At 73.5% G+C, this 21,630-nt stretch carries 24 protein-coding genes and 1 pseudogene; 12 read left to right on the top strand and 13 right to left on the bottom strand.

Annotation, left to right across the window (positions count from 1 at the left end; all coding sequences use genetic code 11):
- Window positions 1–24 precede the first annotated feature (24 nt).
- Window positions 25–642, bottom strand: a complete 618-nt coding sequence (locus M1L56_RS06140) for an exonuclease domain-containing protein (protein ID WP_248598563.1) — start codon at window positions 640–642, stop codon at window positions 25–27.
- 132 nt (window positions 643–774) lie between these two features.
- On the opposite strand from M1L56_RS06140, the gene M1L56_RS06135 reads away from it, so the two are divergent.
- Entirely contained in the window at window positions 775–1,572 is a 798-nt protein-coding gene (locus M1L56_RS06135) for a class I SAM-dependent methyltransferase (RefSeq protein ID WP_248598562.1), read from the top strand.
- On the opposite strand, the gene M1L56_RS06130 is transcribed toward M1L56_RS06135, so the two are convergent.
- Window positions 1,541–2,095 (bottom strand): hypothetical protein, encoded by a 555-nt coding sequence (locus M1L56_RS06130; RefSeq protein WP_248598561.1) that lies wholly within the window; start codon window positions 2,093–2,095, stop codon window positions 1,541–1,543. The two genes, M1L56_RS06135 and M1L56_RS06130, sit on opposite strands and share 32 nt — an antisense overlap.
- A 150-nt stretch (window positions 2,096–2,245) precedes the next feature.
- Here M1L56_RS06130 and ychF point away from each other — a divergent pair, with 150 nt between their 5' ends.
- Window positions 2,246–3,319, top strand: coding sequence for a redox-regulated ATPase YchF (ychF, locus tag M1L56_RS06125; protein ID WP_248598560.1), 1,074 nt, complete (start codon window positions 2,246–2,248; stop codon window positions 3,317–3,319).
- A 12-nt stretch (window positions 3,320–3,331) separates the two neighbouring features.
- Here the strand turns inward: ychF and M1L56_RS06120 are convergent, their stop codons facing one another.
- Entirely contained in the window at window positions 3,332–4,081 is a 750-nt protein-coding gene (locus M1L56_RS06120; RefSeq protein ID WP_248598559.1) for an alpha/beta fold hydrolase, read from the bottom strand.
- A gap of 140 nt (window positions 4,082–4,221) precedes the next feature.
- Here M1L56_RS06120 and M1L56_RS06115 point away from each other — a divergent pair, with 140 nt between their 5' ends.
- The 3 genes from M1L56_RS06115 to M1L56_RS06105 all read left to right on the top strand — a co-directional run bounded on the left by M1L56_RS06115 (window position 4,222) and on the right by M1L56_RS06105 (window position 6,451).
- The gene (locus tag M1L56_RS06115) at window positions 4,222–4,806 is read left to right on the top strand and encodes an RNA polymerase sigma factor (RefSeq protein WP_231878515.1); all 585 of its coding nucleotides are present in this window, start codon (window positions 4,222–4,224) and stop codon (window positions 4,804–4,806) included.
- 72 nt (window positions 4,807–4,878) lie between these two features.
- Window positions 4,879–6,168, top strand: coding sequence for a hypothetical protein (locus M1L56_RS06110; protein WP_248598558.1), 1,290 nt, complete (start codon window positions 4,879–4,881; stop codon window positions 6,166–6,168).
- A gap of 73 nt (window positions 6,169–6,241) precedes the next feature.
- Window positions 6,242–6,451 (top strand): dodecin, encoded by a 210-nt coding sequence (locus tag M1L56_RS06105; protein WP_067945797.1) that lies wholly within the window; start codon window positions 6,242–6,244, stop codon window positions 6,449–6,451.
- An 8-nt stretch (window positions 6,452–6,459) separates the two neighbouring features.
- On the opposite strand, the gene M1L56_RS06100 is transcribed toward M1L56_RS06105, so the two are convergent.
- Window positions 6,460–7,035: a 1-acyl-sn-glycerol-3-phosphate acyltransferase gene (locus M1L56_RS06100; protein ID WP_067945814.1), complete on the bottom strand. Its 576-nt coding sequence runs from the start codon at window positions 7,033–7,035 to the stop codon at window positions 6,460–6,462.
- A gap of 492 nt (window positions 7,036–7,527) precedes the next feature.
- A complete protein-coding gene (locus M1L56_RS06095; protein WP_248598557.1) occupies window positions 7,528–7,767 on the bottom strand; it encodes a hypothetical protein in 240 nt (79 codons plus the stop codon).
- On the opposite strand from M1L56_RS06095, the gene M1L56_RS06090 reads away from it, so the two are divergent.
- Window positions 7,733–9,106: a cell wall-binding repeat-containing protein gene (locus M1L56_RS06090; protein ID WP_248598556.1), complete on the top strand. Its 1,374-nt coding sequence runs from the start codon at window positions 7,733–7,735 to the stop codon at window positions 9,104–9,106. The genes M1L56_RS06095 and M1L56_RS06090 overlap by 35 nt on opposite strands.
- Window positions 9,107–9,149: 43 nt before the next feature.
- On the opposite strand, the gene M1L56_RS06085 is transcribed toward M1L56_RS06090, so the two are convergent.
- On the bottom strand, window positions 9,150–9,401 hold the full coding sequence (locus tag M1L56_RS06085; RefSeq protein ID WP_231878514.1) for a hypothetical protein: 252 nt from the start codon (window positions 9,399–9,401) through the stop codon (window positions 9,150–9,152).
- 31 nt (window positions 9,402–9,432) lie between these two features.
- Here M1L56_RS06085 and M1L56_RS06080 point away from each other — a divergent pair, with 31 nt between their 5' ends.
- Entirely contained in the window at window positions 9,433–9,867 is a 435-nt protein-coding gene (locus M1L56_RS06080) for a MarR family winged helix-turn-helix transcriptional regulator (protein ID WP_248598555.1), read from the top strand.
- A gap of 36 nt (window positions 9,868–9,903) precedes the next feature.
- Here the strand turns inward: M1L56_RS06080 and M1L56_RS06075 are convergent, their stop codons facing one another.
- Window positions 9,904–10,710 (bottom strand): hypothetical protein, encoded by an 807-nt coding sequence (locus tag M1L56_RS06075; protein ID WP_248598554.1) that lies wholly within the window; start codon window positions 10,708–10,710, stop codon window positions 9,904–9,906.
- A gap of 221 nt (window positions 10,711–10,931) precedes the next feature.
- Between M1L56_RS06075 and M1L56_RS06070 the strand changes: the two genes are divergently transcribed.
- From M1L56_RS06070 to M1L56_RS06055, 4 genes and pseudogenes are all read left to right on the top strand, one after another.
- Entirely contained in the window at window positions 10,932–11,282 is a 351-nt protein-coding gene (locus M1L56_RS06070) for a hypothetical protein (protein WP_157356827.1), read from the top strand.
- A 78-nt stretch (window positions 11,283–11,360) separates the two neighbouring features.
- Window positions 11,361–12,216 (top strand): annotated as a pseudogene (locus tag M1L56_RS06065) (DNA-formamidopyrimidine glycosylase family protein).
- 69 nt (window positions 12,217–12,285) lie between these two features.
- Window positions 12,286–13,077 carry an LON peptidase substrate-binding domain-containing protein gene (locus M1L56_RS06060; RefSeq protein ID WP_248598553.1) on the top strand — a complete coding sequence of 264 codons (792 nt, stop codon included), beginning with the start codon at window positions 12,286–12,288 and terminating at the stop codon, window positions 13,075–13,077.
- Window positions 13,074–13,265, top strand: a complete 192-nt coding sequence (locus tag M1L56_RS06055) for a hypothetical protein (RefSeq protein WP_248598552.1) — start codon at window positions 13,074–13,076, stop codon at window positions 13,263–13,265. The genes M1L56_RS06060 and M1L56_RS06055 overlap by 4 nt, the downstream gene beginning before the upstream one ends.
- A gap of 19 nt (window positions 13,266–13,284) precedes the next feature.
- Here the strand turns inward: M1L56_RS06055 and M1L56_RS06050 are convergent, their stop codons facing one another.
- Both M1L56_RS06050 and M1L56_RS06045 read right to left on the bottom strand, forming a co-directional pair.
- Complete coding sequence (locus M1L56_RS06050; protein ID WP_248598551.1) at window positions 13,285–13,695, bottom strand: hypothetical protein; 411 nt, start codon at window positions 13,693–13,695, stop codon at window positions 13,285–13,287.
- Window positions 13,696–13,792: 97 nt separating this feature from the next.
- Window positions 13,793–14,461, bottom strand: a complete 669-nt coding sequence (locus M1L56_RS06045; RefSeq protein WP_248598550.1) for a phosphoribosyltransferase family protein — start codon at window positions 14,459–14,461, stop codon at window positions 13,793–13,795.
- A 155-nt stretch (window positions 14,462–14,616) separates the two neighbouring features.
- Between M1L56_RS06045 and M1L56_RS06040 the strand changes: the two genes are divergently transcribed.
- A complete protein-coding gene (locus M1L56_RS06040; RefSeq protein WP_067949439.1) occupies window positions 14,617–16,275 on the top strand; it encodes a substrate-binding domain-containing protein in 1,659 nt (552 codons plus the stop codon).
- 23 nt (window positions 16,276–16,298) lie between these two features.
- Here the strand turns inward: M1L56_RS06040 and M1L56_RS06035 are convergent, their stop codons facing one another.
- From M1L56_RS06035 to nadB, 4 genes are all read right to left on the bottom strand, one after another.
- A complete protein-coding gene (locus M1L56_RS06035) occupies window positions 16,299–17,780 on the bottom strand; it encodes an MDR family MFS transporter (protein ID WP_248598624.1) in 1,482 nt (493 codons plus the stop codon).
- 240 nt (window positions 17,781–18,020) lie between these two features.
- The gene (locus M1L56_RS06030) at window positions 18,021–19,163 is read right to left on the bottom strand and encodes a cysteine desulfurase family protein (protein WP_248598549.1); all 1,143 of its coding nucleotides are present in this window, start codon (window positions 19,161–19,163) and stop codon (window positions 18,021–18,023) included.
- Window positions 19,160–20,056 (bottom strand): carboxylating nicotinate-nucleotide diphosphorylase, encoded by an 897-nt coding sequence (gene nadC, locus M1L56_RS06025; protein ID WP_248598548.1) that lies wholly within the window; start codon window positions 20,054–20,056, stop codon window positions 19,160–19,162. The genes M1L56_RS06030 and nadC overlap by 4 nt, the downstream gene beginning before the upstream one ends.
- Window positions 20,056–21,630, bottom strand: a complete 1,575-nt coding sequence (gene nadB, locus M1L56_RS06020) for an L-aspartate oxidase (RefSeq protein ID WP_248598547.1) — start codon at window positions 21,628–21,630, stop codon at window positions 20,056–20,058. The genes nadC and nadB overlap by 1 nt, the downstream gene beginning before the upstream one ends.

Below are 21,630 nucleotides of genomic sequence, written 5' to 3'. Positions count from 1 at the left end.
GCCGTCGCGGGAGGGGGTTGACGCCTACTGCAGCGCCATCGGCCCGTGCAGCGACGCGCGCTGCGCCGTCGCCGCGGCGCCGATCGTCCCGACCTTGACGCGGGTGACGTGGGCCAGTCGTTCGAGGTCGTCGGCGTCGTGCCGCTTCGCCGCGTGCACCACGATGGCCGCGCAGGCCTCGGCGTCGGCCAGGGCGTCATGGTGCGAGAAGTCCTCGAACCCCGCCGCCATCGCCGCGACCGGCAGGCGGTAGGAGTCGAGGTGGTAGGTGCGCCGCGCGACCTGCAGGCTGCAGAGGTACCGGAAGTCGGGCACCGCCAGCCCGTGCGCCTCGGACGTCTTCGCGATCACGCCCATGTCGAACCCCGCGTTGTGCGCGACGAGCCAGTCGTCGCCGGCGAACTCGCGCAGCCACGGCAGGTGTGTCGCCCAGCCGGCGGCCTCGGCCACCATCTCCGCGGTGATCCCGTGGATCCGCACGTTCCAGGGCGAGAAGTCGCCGTGCGGGAACGGCGGGCGGATGTAGCGGTGCTCGCGCTCGACCACCACGCCGTCGACGACCTTCACCACCCCGACCGAGCACGCCGACGCGGCGGAGGAGTTGGCGGTCTCGAAGTCGATCGCGGTGAAGCTCACTGGCACGCGCCGATCGTCGCACGTCCGGGCGACACCGCCGGGCGCGTCGCGCCGCGCGTCGGTGATCGGCGCACGCGGTGGTTGACGGATGCCGCGGCGCGGGCGTGGAATGTCCGGGACGGGGATCGGGGGCCGACCATGGGCGAAGCGGACGAGCAGGGGCATGCCGGCGGACGGGCCGCGCCCGTGATCGACCCCGGCGACCCGGCGACGCGGGCGGTGGCGCGGTCGTTCGGGACCGTGGCATCCGTGTACGGGGCGGCTCGGCCCGGCTACCCGGTGGAGGCCGTCGCCTGGCTCGTCGAGGACGCGCGACGCGTGCTCGACCTCGGCGCCGGGACCGGGAAGCTGACCGAGGCGCTCGTGCAGCTCGACCTCGACGTCGTCGCGGTGGACCCCGTCGAGGAGATGCTCGACGAACTCGAGGTCCGGGTGCCCGGCGTGCCGCGCATCCTCGGCACCGCCGAGGACATCCCCGTCGAGGACGCGTCGGTCGACGCGGTCGTCGCCGGTCAGGCGTGGCACTGGTTCCAACCCGAGCGTGCCGTGCCCGAGATCGCGCGGGTGCTCCGGCCGGGCGGCACGCTCGGACTCGTCTGGAACAGCCGCGACACCTCGGCGGACTGGTTGCGCGAGGCCGGCGCCATCATGCACGAGCGGCACGACGCGTCGGCCACGTTCGAGTCGTACGTGCGCGTCGGCCGCCCCTTCGGACCCATCGAGGAGCACCGGGTCGAGTGGGTCGAGCGGATGACGCGGGCGAGGTTCCTCGACCTCGTGCGCTCGCGCAGCCACTGGATCACCGCGCCGCCGGACGAGCAGCGCGCGGTCGTGGCCGCGATCGAGACCCTGCTCGACACGCACCCGGACGTCGCCGGTGCGGACGAGTTGGCCGTGCCCTACGTCACGCGGTGCTTCCGGACCCGGCGGCCGTGACCTCGCCGGCCGGAGGCACCGGCTCGGCGGGCTGCTCGGGCTCGTCCTGCGCCCGTGCGGCGGATTCCGCGAGGACCGGACGGGCGGGGACCACCGCGGACACGCGAGCCACGCCCGTCTGGTCGTGATCGCCGGAGCCGACCACCTCGACCGTCAACTGCAGCGTCGCGAGCGGGTCGCCGTCGTCGCTGCGGATCACGACCGGCACGGCTCCCGGGCCCGGCTCGACGCCGACGAGGCGGAACGTCGCGGCGGCGCGCCCGCCGGGGGAGAGCCGCAGCGAGCGCGTGCGGCGGACGCCGAGCGCGAGCTTCAGGCCGTGCGGCTCCACGCTGACCGACAGGTGACGGGTGGCCGGCTCGACCGCGCGGCCGCCGGTCGCCGTGCCATCCGCGGCTCGGCCCGAGGCGTGCGGGGCGGCGGTCAGCACGACCCGCACCGTGGTGGCCGAGCCCACGGCGACGATCGGCTTCACCTGCGCCTCCGCGTGCGCCTCGACGGCGGCACGTCCTCCCTGCAGCATCCGTACCCCTCCCGGTGTGCGCTCCATGCGCAGTCGAGCGGGGAGTCGTTCCCCGCTCCGGCGACGCTACGTCCCGGCATCCGCCGCCGCATCAGGGACCGCACCGAGACGCGCGGGGGACGCGGGACCCGCGGGGTACGATTGACCCCCGTGGCTCTCACCATCGGAATCGTCGGTCTCCCGAACGTCGGCAAGTCGACGCTCTTCAACGCCCTCACCAAGAACCAGGTGCTCGCCGCGAACTACCCGTTCGCGACGATCGAGCCGAACGTCGGCGTGGTGAACCTGCCCGACCCGCGACTCGAGCAGCTCGCCGAGATCTTCGGCTCCGAGCGCATCCTCCCCGCGGCCGTGTCGTTCGTCGACATCGCCGGCATCGTCAAGGGCGCGAGCGAGGGCGAGGGGCTCGGCAACAAGTTCCTCGCCAACATCCGCGAGGCCGACGCGATCGCGCAGGTCGTGCGCGGATTCGAGGACTCCGACGTCGTGCACGTCGACGGCGCCGTCGACCCGAAGAACGACATGGAGACCATCAACACCGAGCTCATCCTCGCCGACCTCGAGACGCTCGAGCGCGCCATCACGCGCTACGAGAAGGAGGTCAAGGGCAAGAAGCTCGACCCGTCGGTGCTCGCCGCGGCGAAGGAGGCGCAGGAGGTGCTGCAGCAGGGCACGCCGCTGTCCGCGGCATCCGTCGACCTCGCACCCATCGCCGAGCTGGGCCTGCTCACGGCCAAGCCCTTCATCTACGTCTTCAACGTCGACGAGGCGGTGCTGACGGATGCAGCCCGCAAGGCGGAACTCGCCGCACTCGTTGCGCCCGCCGAGGCGGTCTTCCTCGACGCGAAGATCGAGTCCGAGCTCATCGACCTCGACCCGGCGGATGCCGCGGAGCTGCTCGCGTCGACCGGCCAGGAGGAGTCGGGCCTCGACCAGCTCGCGCGCGTCGGCTTCGACACGCTCGGACTGCAGACCTACCTCACCGCCGGCCCCAAGGAGTCGCGCGCCTGGACCATCCGCAAGGGCTGGAAGGCGCCGCAGGCGGCCGGGGTCATCCACACCGACTTCGAGAAGGGCTTCATCAAGGCCGAGGTCATCTCGTTCGACGACCTCGTCCACGCTGGCTCGGTCGCCGAGGCCCGCGCGCGCGGCAAGGCCCGCATGGAGGGCAAGGACTACGTCATGCAGGACGGCGACGTGGTGGAGTTCCGCTTCAACGTCTGACGCGGCATCCGCTCACTGCGGAGCCGTCGATCGCCAGAGGGCGAGCAGCAGGGCGTTGAAGTCGGCGGCGGCGAGCTGGATCTCGTGTCCGGCGCCGGTCACCGTCCGGTGGTCGGCGCCGAGGTCGCGGGCGAGCCCGTCGCACATGGCCGTGAACGCCTCGTGATGGTCGCCGGAGACGACCACCGTGGGGAACGCCGCGTCGCGCACCTCCTCGACGGGGATCGCGCCCGACCACGGCTGACGCGCGCGGCGTAGCGCCGGGACCAGTGCGGTCAGGTCGCGCATGACGTCGGCCGGGATCTCGTCGACCGGCGATCCGACCAGTTCGAGGAACCCGTCGAGGAACTCGCGGTCGTCTCCCGCCGATTCGAGCGCCTGCTCGATGTCGCGTCGCAGCCGTCGCACCGCCGGGTGCGTGGAGGCCGCGTCGAATGCCGGGGGTTCGGCGAGCACCAGGGTGCGCACCGCCTGCGGTCGTCGTGCCGCAGCGACCATCGCCACGAGGCCGCCGTACGAGTGGCCGACGAGGTGGGCGCCGTCGCCGAGCAGCGCGGCCACGTCGTCGCCGTCGGTGAGGAAGTCCTCGCCGACGGCGCCGGGCTCGCCGGCGTACGCCCGTCGCGTCGGGATCACGAGTTCGTAGCCGTGATCGGCGAGGGGTCGCTGCGCCGCCCACTCGGCCGGACCGGTCGCGAGCGATCCGTGGACGAGCACGACGCGCTCGCCGGAGCCCCACACCTCCACCGGGACCGCCGACATGCGGAGAGGGTACTCGCGCGTCCTGCCGCGGCTCAAGGCGTGGTCCGCTGGAGCGACGGGTTCCCCGATCGCGACCGATCCGTGATCTTCGGGGCGTGCGCGCCGTGCAAGACTCGGCGCAGTCGCGACACAGGCAGGGTGTGAGGATCGCCAGCACCGACGCCGCAGACGCCGATTCGACCCTGGGGGAGCCGATGCCCGACCGCGCCGAGCCGCAGCCGGTCGAGGACGGCACCGATGCGCTCGCGTGGTTCACGGGCGTGGTGCGCGAGCACTCGACGGCGCTGGTGAAGTACTTCGCTCGCCGCGGGTCCCGCCAGGACGCGGAGGATCTCGCCGCCGAGGTGTTCGCGACCGCGTGGCGCCGGCGCGACGACGTGCCCCGCGAAGCCGTGCTGCCCTGGCTGTACCGCACGGCGGGCTTCACGCTCGCGAACCACCGCCGCAAGCTCGTCGACCTCCCCGTCGACGAGGTGCCCGACGCCGGTGACGCACGCGTGCGCACCGATCCCGAGCTCAGCGCCCTGTTCGACGACGAACTGCGCGGCGCGCTCATGAGCGTGGGCGAACGCGACCGGCGCATCCTCCTGCTGCACGCGTGGGAGGGCCTCGACGGCGAGGAGCTCGCGCAGGTCCTCGGCATCTCGCGGTCGGGCGCCGACGCCGCGCTCTCGCGGGCCCGCAAGCGCCTGCGCGAGGCGTGGGGCGAGCGGATGTCGTTCTAGCGACTCCTGCAAGGTTCGGCTCACGCGGCACACAGGCATGGGTGAGAGCGGATGCCACGGAAGGTGATCGACATGAACGACGACCAGCGCGACCCGATGGAACGGCTGCGCGCCGCGGACCCGGCTGCGGGCGTCGAGGCCCGTGACGGGTTCGCCGACGAGGTCGTGGCGCGGGCCGCGGCCGAGACGGGCGGATCGGCCCCCGTCGCCGACCTCACCGCGGAGCGGGCGCGCCGGCGACCGGCGTGGATGCCGGTGGCTGCAGCGGCCGCCGCGATCGTCGTCGTCGGCGCGGTCGGGTACGGCATCGGCTCCGCCACCGCGGGTCCGGCCGATCTCGCCGGGGGAGCCGCGCCGCCGATCTCCCTGCAGGGCCCGCCCGACGGTGCGGCGACCGAGGGCGGCGCCATGCCCGAGATCGCGACCGGCGACCGGATGATGCCGGAGCCCGGCGCCCAGGGGATGAGCTGGCCGTCATGGGGCGGCGGGCGCAACTCGTTCAGCGCGTCGGGACTCTCGACCTCGAGCGGAACGGCAGCGGCTTACGGGTACGACGCTCGCGCGGCATCCGATGCCGACACCGTCGCCGCACTGGCGGGGGCCCTCGGTGTCGAGGGCGCGCCGGAACTCGCGGACGGATCCTGGTCGGTCGGGCCGAAGGACGGCACCGGCCCCGCGCTCGGGGTGTCGCTCGACGGCACGCTCGGATTCTGGTACTCCGATCCGACGAACAGCCCGTGGCAGTGCGGCGACGGCGCGGAGACCTGCGAGCCGACCGGGGAGATCCCGAGCGAGCAGGCGGCGATCGACGCGCTGCGCTCCCTGATCGAGTCCACCGGGCGCGACGCCGGCGCGTTCGAGTTCGCCTCGGAGACGTGGGAGGGTGCCCTGACGCGCACGGCGCAGGCCTGGCCCGTCGTGGACGGCCAGCGGATCGACCAGGCCTGGGGCGTCGAACTGTCGGACCGCGGCATCGTCAGCGCGTCCGGCATGCTCGCGGACCTCGTCGAACTCGGCGACTACCCCGTGGTGAGCGAGCAGGAGGCGTTCGAGCGGCTGTCCGACCCTCGGTTCGCGTCGACGATGATCGCGCTGCCCGCCGAGGCGCGCGACCTGCCCGTGACCGACATGCCGGAGTGGGTGCCGCCGACCGAGCCGCCCGCGGCACCGGAGCCCGGCGTCGCCGTGTCGTGGCCCGTGAACGACGTGGAGATCGTCGAGGCGCGGCTCGGGCTCGCGAGCCAGTGGCAGCCCGACGGCAGCGTCCTGGTGGTGCCGGCGTACGAGTTCACCGACGCCGACGGCGGCACGTGGTCGGTCATCGCGGTCGCGGAGTCGAGTCTCGACTTCTCCGTCGAGTGATCCTGTCGCTCGGCCGCATGCGCGACTAGGGTCGAGGAATCCCGCGCCGACGCGGGGAAGTCAGGAGCCGGCCATGCACGACCACGTCTACCGCGTCACCGAAATCGTCGGAAGCTCCTCCGAGAGCCAGGACGCCGCCATCCGGAACGCCATCGCACGGGCGACCTCGACGCTCAGGAACGTCGACTGGTTCGAGGTGATCTCCACTCGCGGTCACGTCGAGGGTGGGAACATCGCGCACTTCCAGGTGACGCTGAAGGTCGGCTTCCGGCTCGACGACTGACCCTCGCGCTACGCCGTGCGGCGCTCGTCACGCAGGCGCGGCTCGGTGCGCAGGTGCGGCCGCAGGCCGGCCTTGTCGGCGTAGAACGCCCGGATCCGGTCCATGTCGGCCGGGACGTCGCCGGTCAGGTCGAACGTCGGTCCGAGGCCCGTGGTCATCGTGGTGCGGTCGACGAAGCCGAGGGTCACCGGAAGCCCGGTCTCCCTCGCGATGCGGTAGAAGCCCGACTTCCAGTACTCGTTCGCCCCACGCGTGCCGTCCGGCGTGACGACGAGGCCGAACACCTCGCCGTCGCGGATCCGCTCGACGACCTCGCCGACGACGCGGCTGGGGTCGTCGCGATCGACCGGGATGCCGCCGATCCGGCGCATGATCGACCCGCGCCATCCGCGGAACAGGCTCTTCTTGCCGAGCCAGCGGATGTCGATGCCGTACCGCCACGCGATGGCGAGCATGAGCACGAAATCCCAGTTCGACGTGTGCGGGGCGCCGATCAGCACCGACGGCCGGTCGGGAGCCGGCTCACCCGCGAGCGTCCACCTGCTGCAGGCCCAGTAGACGCGGGAGATGAATCGTCGGAGCATCCGGCCACCGTACGCGACCTCGCATGTCGGGAACGGAATGTCCGAGCCGCGCGGCGCCGTGCAGGGGATGCGTGCGTCGTGCACGTCGACCGGCGCGACCGTCGGTCCTCACAAGATGGGACAAGACGAGCGGAAGGCCGGCGCGCTAGCGTGAGCCGAGACCACGCGCCCGGACCCTGCGCGGCGGGACGAGCGACCACTCGGGAGCCGTTCCGCGACACGCCGTCCGCCTTCACGCGACGGCGGATGCCCGCTTCGTAATCTGATCGGTTCAAGACGAACGTTCTACGTGAACTTCACACTTTCGCCATCGCCCCCTACACTGCGATGACGAGCGTCGCGCGATTCCCCTCGCGCACGCTCGCTCCGGGGGGAGGCGAAGATGGCTGGTTGGATCCGCGTTCGGGCGGTGACGGGGGTCGCCGCGGCGATCGCGCTCGTGTTCGGCACGGCTGTGCCGGCACAGGCGGAGGAGCCCGTCGCAGGGTCGGATCAGCAGGTGGTCGCGTCGGCTCCACCGACGACCCAGCCGGCGCCCACGCCGGTTCCCACGACGCCGGCGCCGACGGTCTCCGGCCCGGCATCCGGCGCACCCGCGGAGACCACGTCGCCGAAGAAGCCGGCCGACTCGAGCCCGAAGACCACCGAGCAGACGACCCAGTCGTCCGCCGGCAGCACGACCGAGCAGACCACCACCATGATGTCTGCGACGACGACGGCCGAGCCGGTCATCGAGGCCTTCGGCACGGGCGTGCACCGGCTCGCCGGCGCCGACCGGTACGAGACGGCCGTGGCCATCTCGAAGCGGTTCGCCGCGGGCGTCCCCGTCCTGTACGTGGCCACCGGCCTCAACTTCCCGGACGGACTGACCGCCGCCGCCGCCGCGGCGAAGGCGGGCGGGCCGCTGCTCCTGACCCGCGGCGACGCCATCCCCGAGGTCGTGCGGACCGAGATCGTCCGCCTGGCACCCAAGCGCATCGTGGTCGCCGGCAGCGATGCCGTCATCACCCCGGCGGTCTACGACCAGCTCGCCGGCCTGACACCGCAGATCAGCCGGTCCGGCGGGAACGATCGATACCAGACCGGCGAACTCGTCGTCGGCAGCGCCTTCACGAGCGCGACGGAGGCCTTCATCGCGACCGGCGCGGACTTCCCCGATGCGCTCGCGGCATCCGCTGCGGCCGGCGCGATCGGCGCACCGGTGTTCCTCGTCGAAGGTCTCGCGCAGTCCGCCCGATCCAGCACGATCACCGCGATGAAGTCGCTCGGCGTGCGCACGGTCCGCATCGCCGGCAGCGCGGGCGCGGTCAGCGAGGGCATCGCCAAGCAGCTCTCCTCCGAGGGCTTCACGGTGCTCCGCCATGAGGGCGCCGATCGGTACCTCACCGCGACGGCGATCAACCAGGCCGTCTTCCGCAGCACGTCGTCGGCGGTCGGGAGCGCCTTCCTCGCGACGGGCATCGACTTCGCCGACGCGCTCTCGGGCGCCGCGCTCGCCGGCGCGCTCGGGTCGCCGCTGTACCTGACCCGGGCGACGTGCATCCCGTACCCGGCGTGGAACGCGCTCCGTGAGATGGCGCCGCCGGCCCGGGTGATCCTCGGCAGCACGGGAGTCGTGGGCGACGCCGTGGCCCAGAACACGGCGTGCGCGACCGACTGGGCGAAGCCCGCGAACGGGCGCATCACCAGCACGTTCGGACCTCGCGAGCCCATCTGCACCTCGGGCGGCTGCACGTCGTCGTTCCACGCGGGCGTCGACATCGCGACCGGCTGCAACGCGCCGATCTACGCCGCCACGTCCGGCAAGGTGAGCACGGCCGGCTGGGTGGGCACCTACGGCAACTTCATCAAGATCGCGCATGCCTCGAGCATCGATACGGGCTACGCGCACCTGGTCGACGGGGGCATACGCGTGAAGGTGGGCCAGACCGTCTCGGTCGGCCAGTTGATCGGGTACTCGGGAACCACGGGCGCGTCGACCGGATGCCACCTGCACTTCGAGGTGTACCAGAACGGCACCCGCATCGACCCCGTGCCGTTCCTCTCCGCACGCGGCGTGACGCTCGGGTGATCCTCGGCGCGGCGCCTCGATCGAGTCCGAGGCGCCGCGCCGATCACGCAGCTCGGCCGTCTCCGGTCGGGCAGTGCAGGCGGGTCGGCGTCGTGGCGTCGCCGCGTTCGATGCGGTGCTCGGCCATGGACGCGCCGCACACCGGGCAGGTGGGATCGGCCGGAGGGCGGTACGGCTCCTCCGGTCGGCCGATGCCGACCTCGGCGGGCCCCGCGAACGGGTACAGCACGCGGCTCACGCGCGCCCAGAAGCCCGGGACGTCGCGCCACGGGTTGGGCAGCTTCTGTTCGTGCACGAACAGTTAGTGTACTCGCTATTCTGGGATCATGACCGATCCGCTCGAACTCGACCGCCAGCTCTGCTTCGCGCTCGCGGCCACGAGCCGCGAGGTGGTGCGGCTCTATCGGCCCTCGCTCGAACCGCTCGGCATCACCCACCCGCAGTACCTCGTGCTGCTCGCGCTGTGGGAACGGAGCCCGCAGCGCCTGCGCGAGGTCGCCGAACGGCTCCACCTCGAACCCGCGACGGTGAGCCCCCTGATCGGCCGGCTCGAAGCGGCCTGCCTCGTGACCCGGTCGCGCAGCGCCGCCGACGAGCGCGCCGTCGACATCGCGCTGACCGAGGAGGGCACGGCGTTGCGCGAACAGGCGCTCCGAGTCCCCGGCGAGGTCGTCGAGCGCCTCGGCTACTCGGTCGAGCGCCTCGAGCGGCTCCGCGACGAGCTCACCTCGCTGCTCGACGCCGCCCACGCCGTGAACTGACCGCGCGACCCGATCCGGCGTGCGATCCGGACTGCGTCAGCTCGCCGCCGCGATGCAGCGCACGTCCTGGATCCACCCGAAGTCGTAGGCGTCGTTGCCGAACACCACGGGCAGCGCCTCGCCCGCGACCACGCCGGTCTCGGTGAGGGTCCGCGTCTCGTCGGCGGGGGCCCAGACGTCCTCGTCGTTGGTGAAGCCGAGCTCGATCTCGAGGGTCGCGCAGTCCGCCTCGACGAACAGCGCCCCCTCCCAGCACCCCTCGAGATGCTCGAGCCCGCACCGGCCGTCGTAGCGGCCGTCGGCGTACATCTCGAGCGCTGCGGGGAAGGTGAAGGAGGTCTCGTCCGCCTCGAAGCGCTCCAGGTCGGCGGGCTCGTCGGCGGCCGCCGCGTCGTCGCCGGCGCCGGTGCTGCCGGCGTCGCCGTCCGCGCGCGGAGCGGCGTCCTCCTCGGCGGCGACGCGGGCCTGCTCGAACGCGGTCGTCGCGAGCTGCGCCGCGCCGATCCCGGCCGCCGTCAGCACGGCGAGCAGTGCGACGGAGCCGGCGACGATGCCGACGACCGCGCCGCGGGAGAGTCCGCGTCGGGCCGGCGCCGGCACCGCGGCATCCGTCGACCCCGGCCACGCGCCCACGGCCGCGGACCCCGCCTCGCGGAGCAGGACCGCGCGCGCCTCGGCGAGCGTGGCCGCCCACGCCTCGGCCGAGGCGCGTCCCTCGGCATCCGGATACCGCGACGGATGGCGCTCCCACGACTCGCGGGCGAAGGCGTCCTCCACGATCGCGGGGGAGAGGGGGGCGACGGCGTCGAGGCGCAGCACCTGCCGCGCGATGTTCGGGTCCACAGCGGGATCATACGGTGCCGAACGCCCGGGTGCCCATGCCATGGGCGGACGACCCGTGTCAAGACCCTCCCCGGATCGCGATCCAGTGCATAGACATGACTGCGCGGGCACCCGAAGCCCGTGACAGGCCGTCGGTCCGCGCACGAGTTCGACCGTGCACACCCCGGAAGCTTCCGGGCGACCGGCGGCCTGACCGATTCCCCCGCATCGGAAGGACCACCTTGGGCAATCTCATGCTCGGCCGCATCGTCCGGATCGACCTCCCGGACGACGTGCTCGCGCACGTCCACGCGGTGGTCATCGCGAAGATGCGGGTGCGCGAGCCCGTGATCGTCGGCTGGGTCGCCGACGACGGCCACCACGACGAGGTCATGGTGAACCCCACCATGCCGATCCTCGCCCAGTACGACACTGACGAGGAGCCCCGCCTCGACCGGCGCTGGATGAACCGCCTCATGATGGCGGCGAACGCGGTCCGCGGGCTGCAGCTCACGCCGGATCTCGTCGACGCCCTGCGCGCCATCGACGGCGAGACGACGGATGCCGCGGAGTCGGCCGTCGGCCCGTCCTAGACGCCCCCGGCCCACGTCGCGACGCATCCCGCCGCCCGAAGCCGTGCGGATGTCGGCCCCCGGTGACACGATGGGGGAGTGCCGGAGATGCCCGAGGTCGAGGCGCTCGCCGGGTTCCTCCGCGAGCGCGCGGTCGGGCGTGCCGTCGCCTCGGCACGCGTGGCGGCGATCTCCGCGCTGAAGACGTTCGACCCGCCGCTCCAGGCGCTCGAGGGACGAACCGTCACCGCGGTCTCCCGGCACGGCAAGTTCCTCGACCTCGAGTTCGGCGCGGATGCCGACGCCGGAGCTGCCGACTCGCTGCACCTCGCCTTCCACCTCGCGCGCGCCGGGTGGTTGCGCTGGTACGACGAGGTGCCCGCGACCGTGCTCCGTCCGGGCAAGTCGCCCATCGCCCTGCGCGTCCGCCTCGACGACGGCTCCGGGTTCGACCTGACCGAGGCCGGCACCAAGAAGTCGCTCGCGGTGTACGTGGTCCGCGATCCGGAGCAGGTGCCGGGCATCGCCCGACTGGGTCCCGATCCCATGACCGAGGGGTTCGGTCCTGACGAGTTCGCCGCCCTGCTCGCCGGCCGGCGCACCCCTCGCGGGCATCGGCAACGCGTACTCCGACGAGATCCTCCACGCCGCGAAGATGTCGCCGTACAAGCTCGCCGCGTCCCTCACGCCCGACGAGGTCGCGCGGCTCTACGCGGCGATGCGGGAGACCCTCGGGGAGGCGCTCGCCGAGGCATCCGGGCGGCCCGCCGCCGAACTGAAGGACGCCAAGCGCCGACGCCTGCGCGTCCACGGCCGGACCGGCGAGGCGTGTCCGGTCTGCGGCGACACGATCCGACAGGTCGAGTTCCACGACTCGACGTTCCAGTACTGCCCGACCTGCCAGACGGGCGGCAAGCCGCTCGCCGACCGCGTGCGCTCCCGGCTGCTGAAGTAGGGCTGAGGGGATGCCGCGAGGCCGCTGATTCGGGCCCCGTTCCCAGCCGCACGGTGGTTCACTCGCCGCATGGCCCCGTTCGCGATGTTCCCGCTCGGCAGCGTGCTGTTCCCGCACATGCCGCTCGCGCTGCGCGTGTTCGAGGAGCGCTACCTCGTGATGATGTCGCGCGTGCTCGGCGCCCGCCCCGCCGAGTTCGGCGTCGTGCTCATCGAGAGCGGACGCGAGGCCGCGGGCGCGGAGGCCCAGCGACGCTTCCGTCACGGGACGGTCGCGGAGGTGACCGAACTCGGCGAGACCGACGGGATGCTCGCCGTCCTCGCGCGCGGCGGTCGGCGCATCGAGGTCGTCGAGTGGCTCGACGACGATCCGCATCCCGCGGCCATCGTCCGCGACGTGCCCGAGCTCGAATGGGATCCGTCGCTCGCCCCGCTCCTGGCGCAGGCCGAACTCGTCGTCCGGCGGACGATCGCCAGGGCGAGCGAGTTCGTCGAGCTGCCGTGGGACGCGGACGTGGGACTCAGCGACGACCCCGTGGCATCCGCGTGGCAGCTCGCGGGGATCGCGCCGCTCACGCCGCTCGACCAGGTCCGGCTCCTCGGCTCGCGCAGCCTCCGCGACCTGCTCGTGGGCCTGATCGACCTCACCCACGGCGCGGGCGAGGTCCTCACCGCGGCCTGGACCGCCGAGGACGACCTCGACGCCGAGCTCGCCTCGCTCGGGGAGGGCCTCGCGACCGGCGAGGGGACGGTCCGGCCGGGGACCGACACCGAAACCGCCGAGACCGCCGACGACACCGACAGCACCGACCGCACCGACAGTACCGACGCCACCGACGACCCCGAGGAGACGCACCCGTGACCGATCGATGGACCCGCGTGACCTGCCCCGACTGCGGTGCGACCGCCGCCGCGCTCGTGACCGTCGTCCCCACGATGGGCGACGCCGGCCTGGCCGTCAGTTCGTATCGATGCCCGAACGGATGCTGCCTCGACGACGTGCACGCCGGCGTCGACGAGGCCCTCGGCATCCGTCACGTGTTCGGATGACCGGGGTCGGGACCGCGGACTAGCGGCGCGGTTCGCCTTCGGACGGCGTGCGGTCGCCGCCGTCGAGGACATCCGGGTCCACGGCTTCCGCGCCGCGCGCGTGCTCATCGCGCTCGGCACGCAGCCGATCCGCATCGGAGCGGTGCTCGCGGCTGCGGTCGGCCAGGCGCTCGGCCTCGAGCTGCGCCTCCGCCGCCTTGGCCTGCGCGTCGCGGGCAGCGGCGTCCGCCTTCGCCGCGCGGACCTCGCGTTCGCGCGCGGCCTCTTCGACCTCGGCCGCTCGATCGCGCATCTCCGCGGCCTCGTGGCGCCGGCCCTCGACCTGCTTCTCGCGACGCCGGTTGGAGCTCGCGATCCAGGCGATGACGGCGATGAGGGCGATGAGGGCGATCACGCCGACGACGATCCAGATGATGGTGCTGGTGTCCATCTCCACGGTTGTTCCACCTTCCCGTTCGGGCTCGAACACACTCAACCGCGGACGGGCCGCGACGTGAACGGGGTTGCGCGGCGTGCTCCGGCTGTGCTCAGGGCGTCGGCGAGTCGTCCTGACCGCGGCGGCGGGCGTGCGCGCGAGCGAGGACGTCGGACACCTCGCGGTCCTCCGTCTGCCGGAAGTCGAGATAGTGCATGCCCACCGACATGAAGCCCGGCGGCGCCTCGAGGCACACCACCTCGTCCGCCTCCGGGATGCCCTCGAGCGCCCGCGGCGAGGCCACGGGCACCGCCAGCACGACCCGCACCGCACCGCGCTCACGGGCGACCCGACAGGCGACCCGGGCCGTCGCCCCGGTCGCGACGCCGTCGTCGACGACGACCGCGGTGCGTCCGGCGAGCGGAACGGGCGGTCGGTCTCCCCGGAAGCGTCGCACCCGGGCCTCGAGCTCGGCCCGCTCCCGGCGCTCGACACCGGCGAACTCCCCGGGCGTCACGCGGCCGAGGCCGACGACGTCCTCGTTCACGATCTCGGCATCCTCCTCGCCGACGGCGCCCATGGCGACCTCGGGCCGCGAGGGGAGTCCGAGCTTGCGGACCACGAGCACGTCGAGCGGAGCGCCGAGGACGCGGGCGACCTCGTCGGCGACCGGGACGCCGCCGCGTGGGAGCCCGAGGACGACGGCGTCGCCGAGGTCCAGCCGCGCGACCGATTCCGCGAGCCGGCGGCCCGCGTCACGCCGGTCGGCGAACCGGATCACGCTCCGGTCCCGTGCCCGGCTGCGGCGCCGTCGGCCGAGTTCGCCATTCGCTCATGTTCGCATATGCTGTCAGCACCCTTCCCCCTGAACGGGGGAACCCGTTCAGACTGGGATCGGCGCGCTCCCCCGCGCGGCCGTTCAACTTGGAGTGCCCCGTGGGACGTCACAGCGTCGCGGCTCCGGCGAAGGCGCCGAGCCGCCGATTCATCCTGTCCGTCGGTGCCGGCGTGGCGGTCATCGCCCTCGTCGCGTCCGGCGTCTACCTGTGGGTGGGCGGTCACCTGAACCCGCTCCTCGCGGCCGCCGACCAACCGGCGTGCGACGAGCCGGAGCAGGTCGTCGTCGTCGCCGACACGTCGATCGCCAAGTCGGTGGCCCAGCTCGCCGAGGACTTCGACGCCGACCCGAAGCGATGCGTCGTGACCGAGGTGCGCGCGCAGGACTCGGCCGACACCGCGGCATCCGTCGCCGCCGGCACCGCCGACGCCGACGTCTGGATCCCCGACTCGACCGTGTGGATCGATCGCACGCGCGCGACGGCCACGTCGCTCGGCCTCGGCGCGCCGGTCCTCGAGGTCGGCGACTCCATCGTGTCGTCGCCCATCGTGTTCGCGGCGGCCGCGTCCGACGCCGAGGAACTGGCGAAGGAGCCCGTGAGCTGGGCCCGCGTGCTGAGCGGCCAGCTCCCCGCGCTGCTGCCCGACCCCGAGGCATCCGCCGCGAGCCTCGCGAGCCTGTACGCGCTGAAGGGGCAGACCTCGCCCGACGACCCGCGCCAGTTCGCCGGTGCGATGATCGCGCTCAGCAAGTCGATCCCCGCGTCGACGGATGCCGCCATGGCCACCGTCACCTCGTCGTCCACGCCGATGATCACGCTCACCAGCGAAGCGCGGGTCGTGGCGCACAACGCCGACAAGTCGGCGGAGCCGCTCGTCGCGGCCTACCCCACCGAGGGCACCGTGGCCCTCGACTACCCCTTCGTCCGCATGGCGAAGGAACGGACCGAGAACCTCGACGCGTTCCGCACGGCGCTCTCGAAGGCCGGCGACCACTTCGCCGAGGCGGGCTTCCGCGCCCCCGACGGCACCGGCGAGCTCGAGGCCCGCGGGGTGGCCGCGACCGCGCCGCCCGCGCAGGGCGAGCTCGACGGGGCTTCCCAGATCGAGATCCTGCGGTCGTGGGGTGTGCTGACCATGCGCGGTCGCATGCTCGCGGTCATCGACGTCTCCGGGTCGATGCAGGACCCCGCGGCGAACGGACTCCGCCGCATCGACGTGTTCCAGCAGGCCGCGATGGGAGCGGTCCAGAAGTTCTCCGGCGAGGCCGAGCTGGGCGTCTGGCTGTTCTCGACGGCCCGCAACGGCAACCTCGACTACGAGGACGTCGCCCCGATCGCCCCGCTCGCCGACGCTGCGCACACGCAGCGCATCGCCGGGATCATCCAGTCCCTGCCCTCGCGACTGGGCGGCGCGACCGGCCTCTACGACACCACGCTCGACGCGGTGAAGCGCGTGCGCGAGACCTACGACCCCGAGAAGGTCAACTCGGTGCTCGTCATCACCGACGGCAAGAACGAGGACGAGAACGGCATCAGCCTCGAGCAGCTCCTCGCGGAGCTCGCGAAGATGGACGATCCCAACCAGCCGGTTCCGGTCATCATGATCGGCTTCGGACCCGACACCGACCTCCAGGCCATGCAGCAGATCGCCAAGGCCACCAAGGGCGGCGCGTACTCGGCGGCGCAGCCCGAGGACCTCGGCACGGTGCTGGTCGACGCGATCTCGCAGCGCACCTGCCGCCCCGACTGCGGCTGACGCCGACGGCCGGCTGACGTCGTTCAGTGCGCGGCGGGCGCCTGGACCATGTCGGCCGGGCGACGGACCATCGTCGCTCCGACGATCGCGAAGACCGACACGATGGCGCCGACGAGGAACGCCGCACGCACTCCCGCGGCCTGCGCCGCGATCGCATCGGTGCCGCCCGCCTCGGCGGTGGCCGCCGTGGCGGTCATGACCGTGATGAACATCGCGGTGCCCGCCGCTCCGGCGACCTGCTGGAGCGTGCCGACGATGGCCGACCCGTGCGAGTACAGGCGCGGCTCGACCGAGCCGAGGGCGCTCGTGAACAGCGGGGTGAACATGAAGGCGAGCGCCGTCGAGAGCGTCACGTGCGCGACGAGGACCATCCACGGGGGCGTCGTCTCGGTCACGAGCGTGAGCGACCACAGCACGCCGCTCACCACGATGCTGCCGGGCACGAGCAGCGGCGTCGGGCCCACCCGGTCGTAGAGGCGCCCCACCGTGGGGCCGAGCAGGCCCATGACGAGGCCGCCCGGCAGGACCAGGAGGCCGGTCGCGAGCGGCTCGAGGCCGAGCACGTCCTGGAGGTAGATGGGCAGGAGGATGATCGTGCCGAACAGCGCCGCCATCATCACCGCCATCATCGCGATCGACACCGCGAAGTTCCGGGTCCGGAAGGTGCGCAGGTCGAGCAGCGCTCGATCGGTGCGCTGCAGGGCGACCTGGCGCAGGATGAACGCGAGCACGCCGACGGCACCGATCGCGAGCGCGAGCCACATCGGCACGGTGTCGCCAGGCGCTCGACCGCTCACGACGCCGCCGACCAGGCTGAGCCCGTACACGAGGCCGCCGAAGCCGAACGCGGAGAGCACGACCGAGCCGAGGTCGATGGGGAAGACGCGCGTCTGGCCGACGTCGGTCACGCGCCGCAGGCCGATCACGAGCATCGCGACGGCGATCGGCAGGACCAGCCAGAACATGTACCGCCAGCCGAGCGAGTTGAGGATCAACCCGGAGATCGCCGGGCCGATGGCGGGCGCGACCGACATCACGATCGACACGCGGCCCATGATGCGGCCGCGATCGGACGGGGCCACGAGCGTCATGAGCGTGGTCATGAGCAGCGGCATCATGATCGCGGTGCCGGTCGCCTGCACGATGCGCGCCGCGAGGAGCACCTCGAAGCCGGGTGCGAGCGCGGCGAGCAGCGTGCCCGCCGAGAAGAGGCTCATCGCGGTGCCGAAGACGGGGCGGGTGCGGAACCGCTGCAGCAGGAACCCGGTGATCGGGATCACGACGGCCATCGTGAGCATGAAGGCGGTCGTGAGCCACTGCGCCGCGGTGAGCGTGACGCCGAGGTCGTCGACCAGCTCGGGGATCGCGACGCTCATGATCGTCTCGTTGAGGAACACGACGAACGTCGCCGCGAGCAGCAGCCAGATCACCCGCGTGTCGCGCGCCTCGCGATCGGTCGGCGAGGTCGGCGGGGCCGGCGTGGCCGGATGCCGCGAGCCGGGCATCGCCTCCTCGGATCCGAGGGCGGCGTCGCCGGGCGGCATCGTGATCGAGCCGGCCTCGGGTGCGGTGCGTTCGGTCACGGGCGTCCTCGTCTGTCTCGATCGTGTGCGTCGCGTCGCCGGCCCGCGCCCATGCGGGGATGGCGACGGCGAACGCGAGATGCAACCGAGATCCGGAGGCGCGCTATTCCCGTTTCCGCCGAACCATGCGCATGCATGCGCCTCGTAGGGGAGGCAGGCCGGTCAGCGGACGATATCGCGGACCGCCGACACCGCGTCGGCGAGGGCGGCGGCGGCGCCGTCGACGTCAGCCTCGGTGGCCGCCGCACCGAACGAGAAGCGCACGGCCGTGCGCGCGAGGTCCGGATCGAACCCCATCGCGGTGAGCACGTGCGACGGCTCGTCGCTGCCGGCAGCGCACGCCGAGCCGCTCGAGACCACGACATCGCGACGTTCGAGTTCGAGCAGGACCGCCTCGCCCGCGGTCCCGGGGAAGACGTAGGAGACCGTCCCCGGGAGGCGGCGGTCGGGATGCCCGGTCGGCGTGGCCGTCGGCACCGTCGAGGCGACCCGGGCGCGGAACCGCTCCGTCAGCGCCGCGACGCGCGCCGCGGCATCCGCCCGGTCGGCCTCGGCGAGCCGCAGGGCCGTCGCGAACGCCACCGCGCCGGCCACGTTCTCGGTCCCGGATCGTCGGCCCCGCTCCTGGCCGCCGCCGTGCAGCACCGGCTCGAGCGGGAGGCGTCCGCGCACGACGAGCGCGCCGGTGCCCTTCGGCGCGCCGACCTTGTGCCCGGCGAGCGACAGCGCATCGACCCCGAGCGCCCCGATGGAGACCGGCAGCCAGCCGGCCGCCTGCACGGCGTCGGTGTGCATGACCGCCCCCGCCGCGTGCGCCGCGGCCGCGAGCTCGGCGACCGGGTTGACGGTGCCCACCTCGTTGTTGGCGAGCTGCACCGACACCAGCGCGGTGTCGGGTCGGATGACGCGTTCGAGCGCCGCCGTGGTGACCATGCCCGTCGCATCGACCTCGACCTCGTCGACCTCGAACCCGTGCAGGCGGCGCAGGGCGTCCGCCGCCGCGATCACCGCCTCGTGCTCGACCGGCGAGACGACGACGTGTCGGCCGCGCGGATTCGCGAGCGCGAGCCCCTTCACGGCCAGGTTGTCGGCCTCGGTGCCGCCCGACGTGAACACCACGTCGCCAGGTCGGCAGCCGACCACCGCCGCGACCTCGTCGCGCGCCCACGCGAGCGCCCGCGCCGCCTCCTCGCCCAGACCGTGCCGGCTGGACGGGTTGCCGAACGCCCCCGTCAGGAACGGCCACATCGCCTCGACGGCCTCGCGGCGCACCGGGGTCGTGGCGGCGTGGTCGGCGAAGATCACGGCGACCCCTCAGCCGCGGCATCCGCCGGCTCGGCACCGCTCGCCTCGATCGCCACGTCGAGACCGAGGTCGAGCGCTCGCGCCGAGTGGGTGAGGGCGCCCACCGAGATCACGTCGACCCCGGTCGCCGCGATCGCCGCGACCGTGTCGAGGTTCACGCCCCCGGACGCTTCGACGATCGCCCGCCCGGCGATGAGCTCGACGCCCGTGCGCAGGTCGTCGAGCGAGAAGTTGTCGAGCATGATCGTGTCGGCCCCGCCCGCGAGCACCGCCTCGATCTGGTCGACGCGGTCGACCTCGACCTCGAGATGGGCGGTGTGCGGCATCCGCTCGCGCGCCTCGCGCAGCGCCGCGGCGAGGTCGGCACCGCCCGCGGTGAGCACCGCGAGGTGGTTGTCCTTCGCCATGACCGCGTCGGAGAGCGACCGGCGGTGGTTGCGCCCGCCGCCGTCGCGCACCGCCTGGCGTTCGAGGCTGCGCAGTCCCGGCGTCGTCTTCCGCGTGTCGACGATGCGCGCGCGTGTGCCGGCGACCGCCTCGACGTAGCGTGCGGTGAGCGTGGCGACGCCCGCCATCCGCTGCACGAGGTTCAGCGCGACGCGCTCGGCGCGCAGGATGCCGCGGGCCGGGCCCTGCACGCGCGCCAGCACGTCGCCCGCCGCGAACCGGTCGCTGTCGGCGGCGAGCACCTCGACCGCGATGCGCGCGTCGACCAGCCGGAACGTCGCCTCGACCACGCGCGCGCCGCTGAACACGCCCGGTTCGCGCGCGACCATCTCGGCGGTCGCGGTCGCCTGCTCGGGGATGAGCGTCTCGCCGGTGAGGTCGCCCCACGGCGCGTCCTCGTCGAGCGCCATCGTGACGATGCGCTCGATCTCGCGGGGTTCGGTCATCAGGCGGCCTGCCTCTCGAGTGCGGGGACGGGGGCGTCACGACGCGTGTGGGCGCCGACGCTCGCGGTGCGGGCGAGTGCCGCGGCGACCGTGAGTCGGGCGAGGTCGAGCAGGTTGCGGTCCTCGGCGGTGCGGCGGTCGACGACGTCGGGGGCGCGCCAGGCGTCGAGGCGAGCGGATGCCGCGGCGAGCCCGGCCGCGTCCCGCTCGAGTCCGACGTGCTCCCACATGAGCGCCTGCAGCGCCTCGCGATCGACCACGGCGGCGGCGGGCTGGTGCGCGTCGAAGGAGTTCCGCTCCGACACGCCGCGGGCCGCGGCATCCGGCCCGGCGTGTCCCGTCGGATCTCCTGCAGGCGGTACGGACGCGGGAACGGCGGCCGCCGACGCGAGGTCGCGCGCCGCGCGCTCGGCGAACACCGCGCCCTCGAGCAGGGAGTTCGAGGCGAGCCGGTTCGCGCCGTGCACGCCCGTGCGGGCGACCTCGCCGACGGCCCAGAGGCCGGGCAGGCTCGTCCGCCCGTCGAGGTCGGTCGCGACGCCGCCCATCGCGTAGTGCGCCGCGGGGACCACGGGGACCGGCTCGCGGGACCAGTCGAAGCCCGCCGCGCGGCAGGCGGCGTCGATGCCGGGGAAGCGCCCCGCGAGCCGGTCGGCCCCGAGGTGCGTCGCGTCGAGCACGACGGGAGCGCCGCCCTGTTCGGCCATGCGGCGCCACACGGCGCGCGCGACGACGTCGCGCGGCGCGAGCTCACCGCGCGGGTCGACCTCGAGCAGGAACCGGCGGCCCTCGGCGTCGCGCAGCACCGCGCCGTCGCCGCGCACGGCCTCCGAGATCAGTGGGGTCCCCGGGATCGCCAGCGCGGTCGGGTGGAACTGCACGAACTCGAGGTCGGCGACGACGGCACCCGCGCGGGCCGCGGCGGCCACGCCGTCGCCCGTCGCCACGTCCGGATTCGTCGTATGCCGGTAGAGGCATCCGGTTCCGCCGGTCGCGAGCACGACGGCGTCGGCCCGCAGCGCGACGACGGCGTCGCTCTTCGAGGGCGACGCACCGCCCGCCCGTTCCGCCGCGATGGCGCGGATTCCCACAACCCGACCGCTCTCGACGACGAGGTCGACGAGTGTCGTGTGCTCGAGCACGCGCAGCCCGCGTCGTCGCACGGTCGCGACGAGCGCCGCCTGGATCGCCGCACCCGTCGCGTCCCCGCCGGCGTGCAGGATGCGTGCGCGCGTATGCGCCGCCTCGAGGCCGCGCGAGAGTCCGGAGTCGTCGCGATCGAACGAGACGCCGAAGCGGATCAGGTCGCGGATGCGCGCCGCGCCGTCGCCGGTGAGCACGCGCACCGCCTCCGGGTCGCCGAGCCCGGCGCCGGCGGCGAGCGTGTCCGCCGCGTGCCGCGCGGGAGCGTCGTCGGCGAACATCGCCGCGGCGATCCCGCCCTGCGCCCAGCCGGTGGCCCCGTCGCCGAGGGCGGCCTTGGTCACGACGGTCACGTCGCACCCCGCCTCGGCGGCCCGGATCGCCGTCCACAGCCCGGCGATGCCGGAGCCGACGACGAGCACGCGGGTCAT

Source organism: Agromyces sp. C10 (assembly GCF_023217995.1).
GTDB lineage: Bacteria > Actinomycetota > Actinomycetes > Actinomycetales > Microbacteriaceae > Agromyces > Agromyces indicus.
Note: the sequence above shows the minus strand (reverse complement) of the source record. Positions and strands in the feature narration are given on the sequence as shown.

Bases quoted from the DNA above. Each gene is read 5' to 3' on its own strand.
- M1L56_RS06135 (WP_248598562.1), top strand. From the start codon at position 775: ATGGGCGAAGCGGACGAGCAGGGGCATGCCGGCGGACGGGCCGCGCCC.
- M1L56_RS06130 (WP_248598561.1), bottom strand. From the start codon at position 2,095: ATGCTGCAGGGAGGACGTGCCGCCGTCGAGGCGCACGCGGAGGCGCAG.
- M1L56_RS06120 (WP_248598559.1), bottom strand. From the start codon at position 4,081: ATGTCGGCGGTCCCGGTGGAGGTGTGGGGCTCCGGCGAGCGCGTCGTG.
- M1L56_RS06110 (WP_248598558.1), top strand. From the start codon at position 4,879: ATGAACGACGACCAGCGCGACCCGATGGAACGGCTGCGCGCCGCGGAC.
- M1L56_RS06105 (WP_067945797.1), top strand. From the start codon at position 6,242: ATGCACGACCACGTCTACCGCGTCACCGAAATCGTCGGAAGCTCCTCC.
- M1L56_RS06100 (WP_067945814.1), bottom strand. From the start codon at position 7,035: ATGCTCCGACGATTCATCTCCCGCGTCTACTGGGCCTGCAGCAGGTGG.
- M1L56_RS06090 (WP_248598556.1), top strand. From the start codon at position 7,733: ATGATGTCTGCGACGACGACGGCCGAGCCGGTCATCGAGGCCTTCGGC.
- M1L56_RS06095 (WP_248598557.1), bottom strand. From the start codon at position 7,767: ATGACCGGCTCGGCCGTCGTCGTCGCAGACATCATGGTGGTGGTCTGC.
- M1L56_RS06080 (WP_248598555.1), top strand. From the start codon at position 9,433: ATGACCGATCCGCTCGAACTCGACCGCCAGCTCTGCTTCGCGCTCGCG.
- M1L56_RS06060 (WP_248598553.1), top strand. From the start codon at position 12,286: ATGGCCCCGTTCGCGATGTTCCCGCTCGGCAGCGTGCTGTTCCCGCAC.
- M1L56_RS06050 (WP_248598551.1), bottom strand. From the start codon at position 13,695: ATGGACACCAGCACCATCATCTGGATCGTCGTCGGCGTGATCGCCCTC.
- M1L56_RS06035 (WP_248598624.1), bottom strand. From the start codon at position 17,780: ATGCCCGGCTCGCGGCATCCGGCCACGCCGGCCCCGCCGACCTCGCCG.
- nadC (WP_248598548.1), bottom strand. From the start codon at position 20,056: ATGACCGAACCCCGCGAGATCGAGCGCATCGTCACGATGGCGCTCGAC.
- nadB (WP_248598547.1), bottom strand. From the start codon at position 21,630: ATGACCCGCGTGCTCGTCGTCGGCTCCGGCATCGCCGGGCTGTGGACG.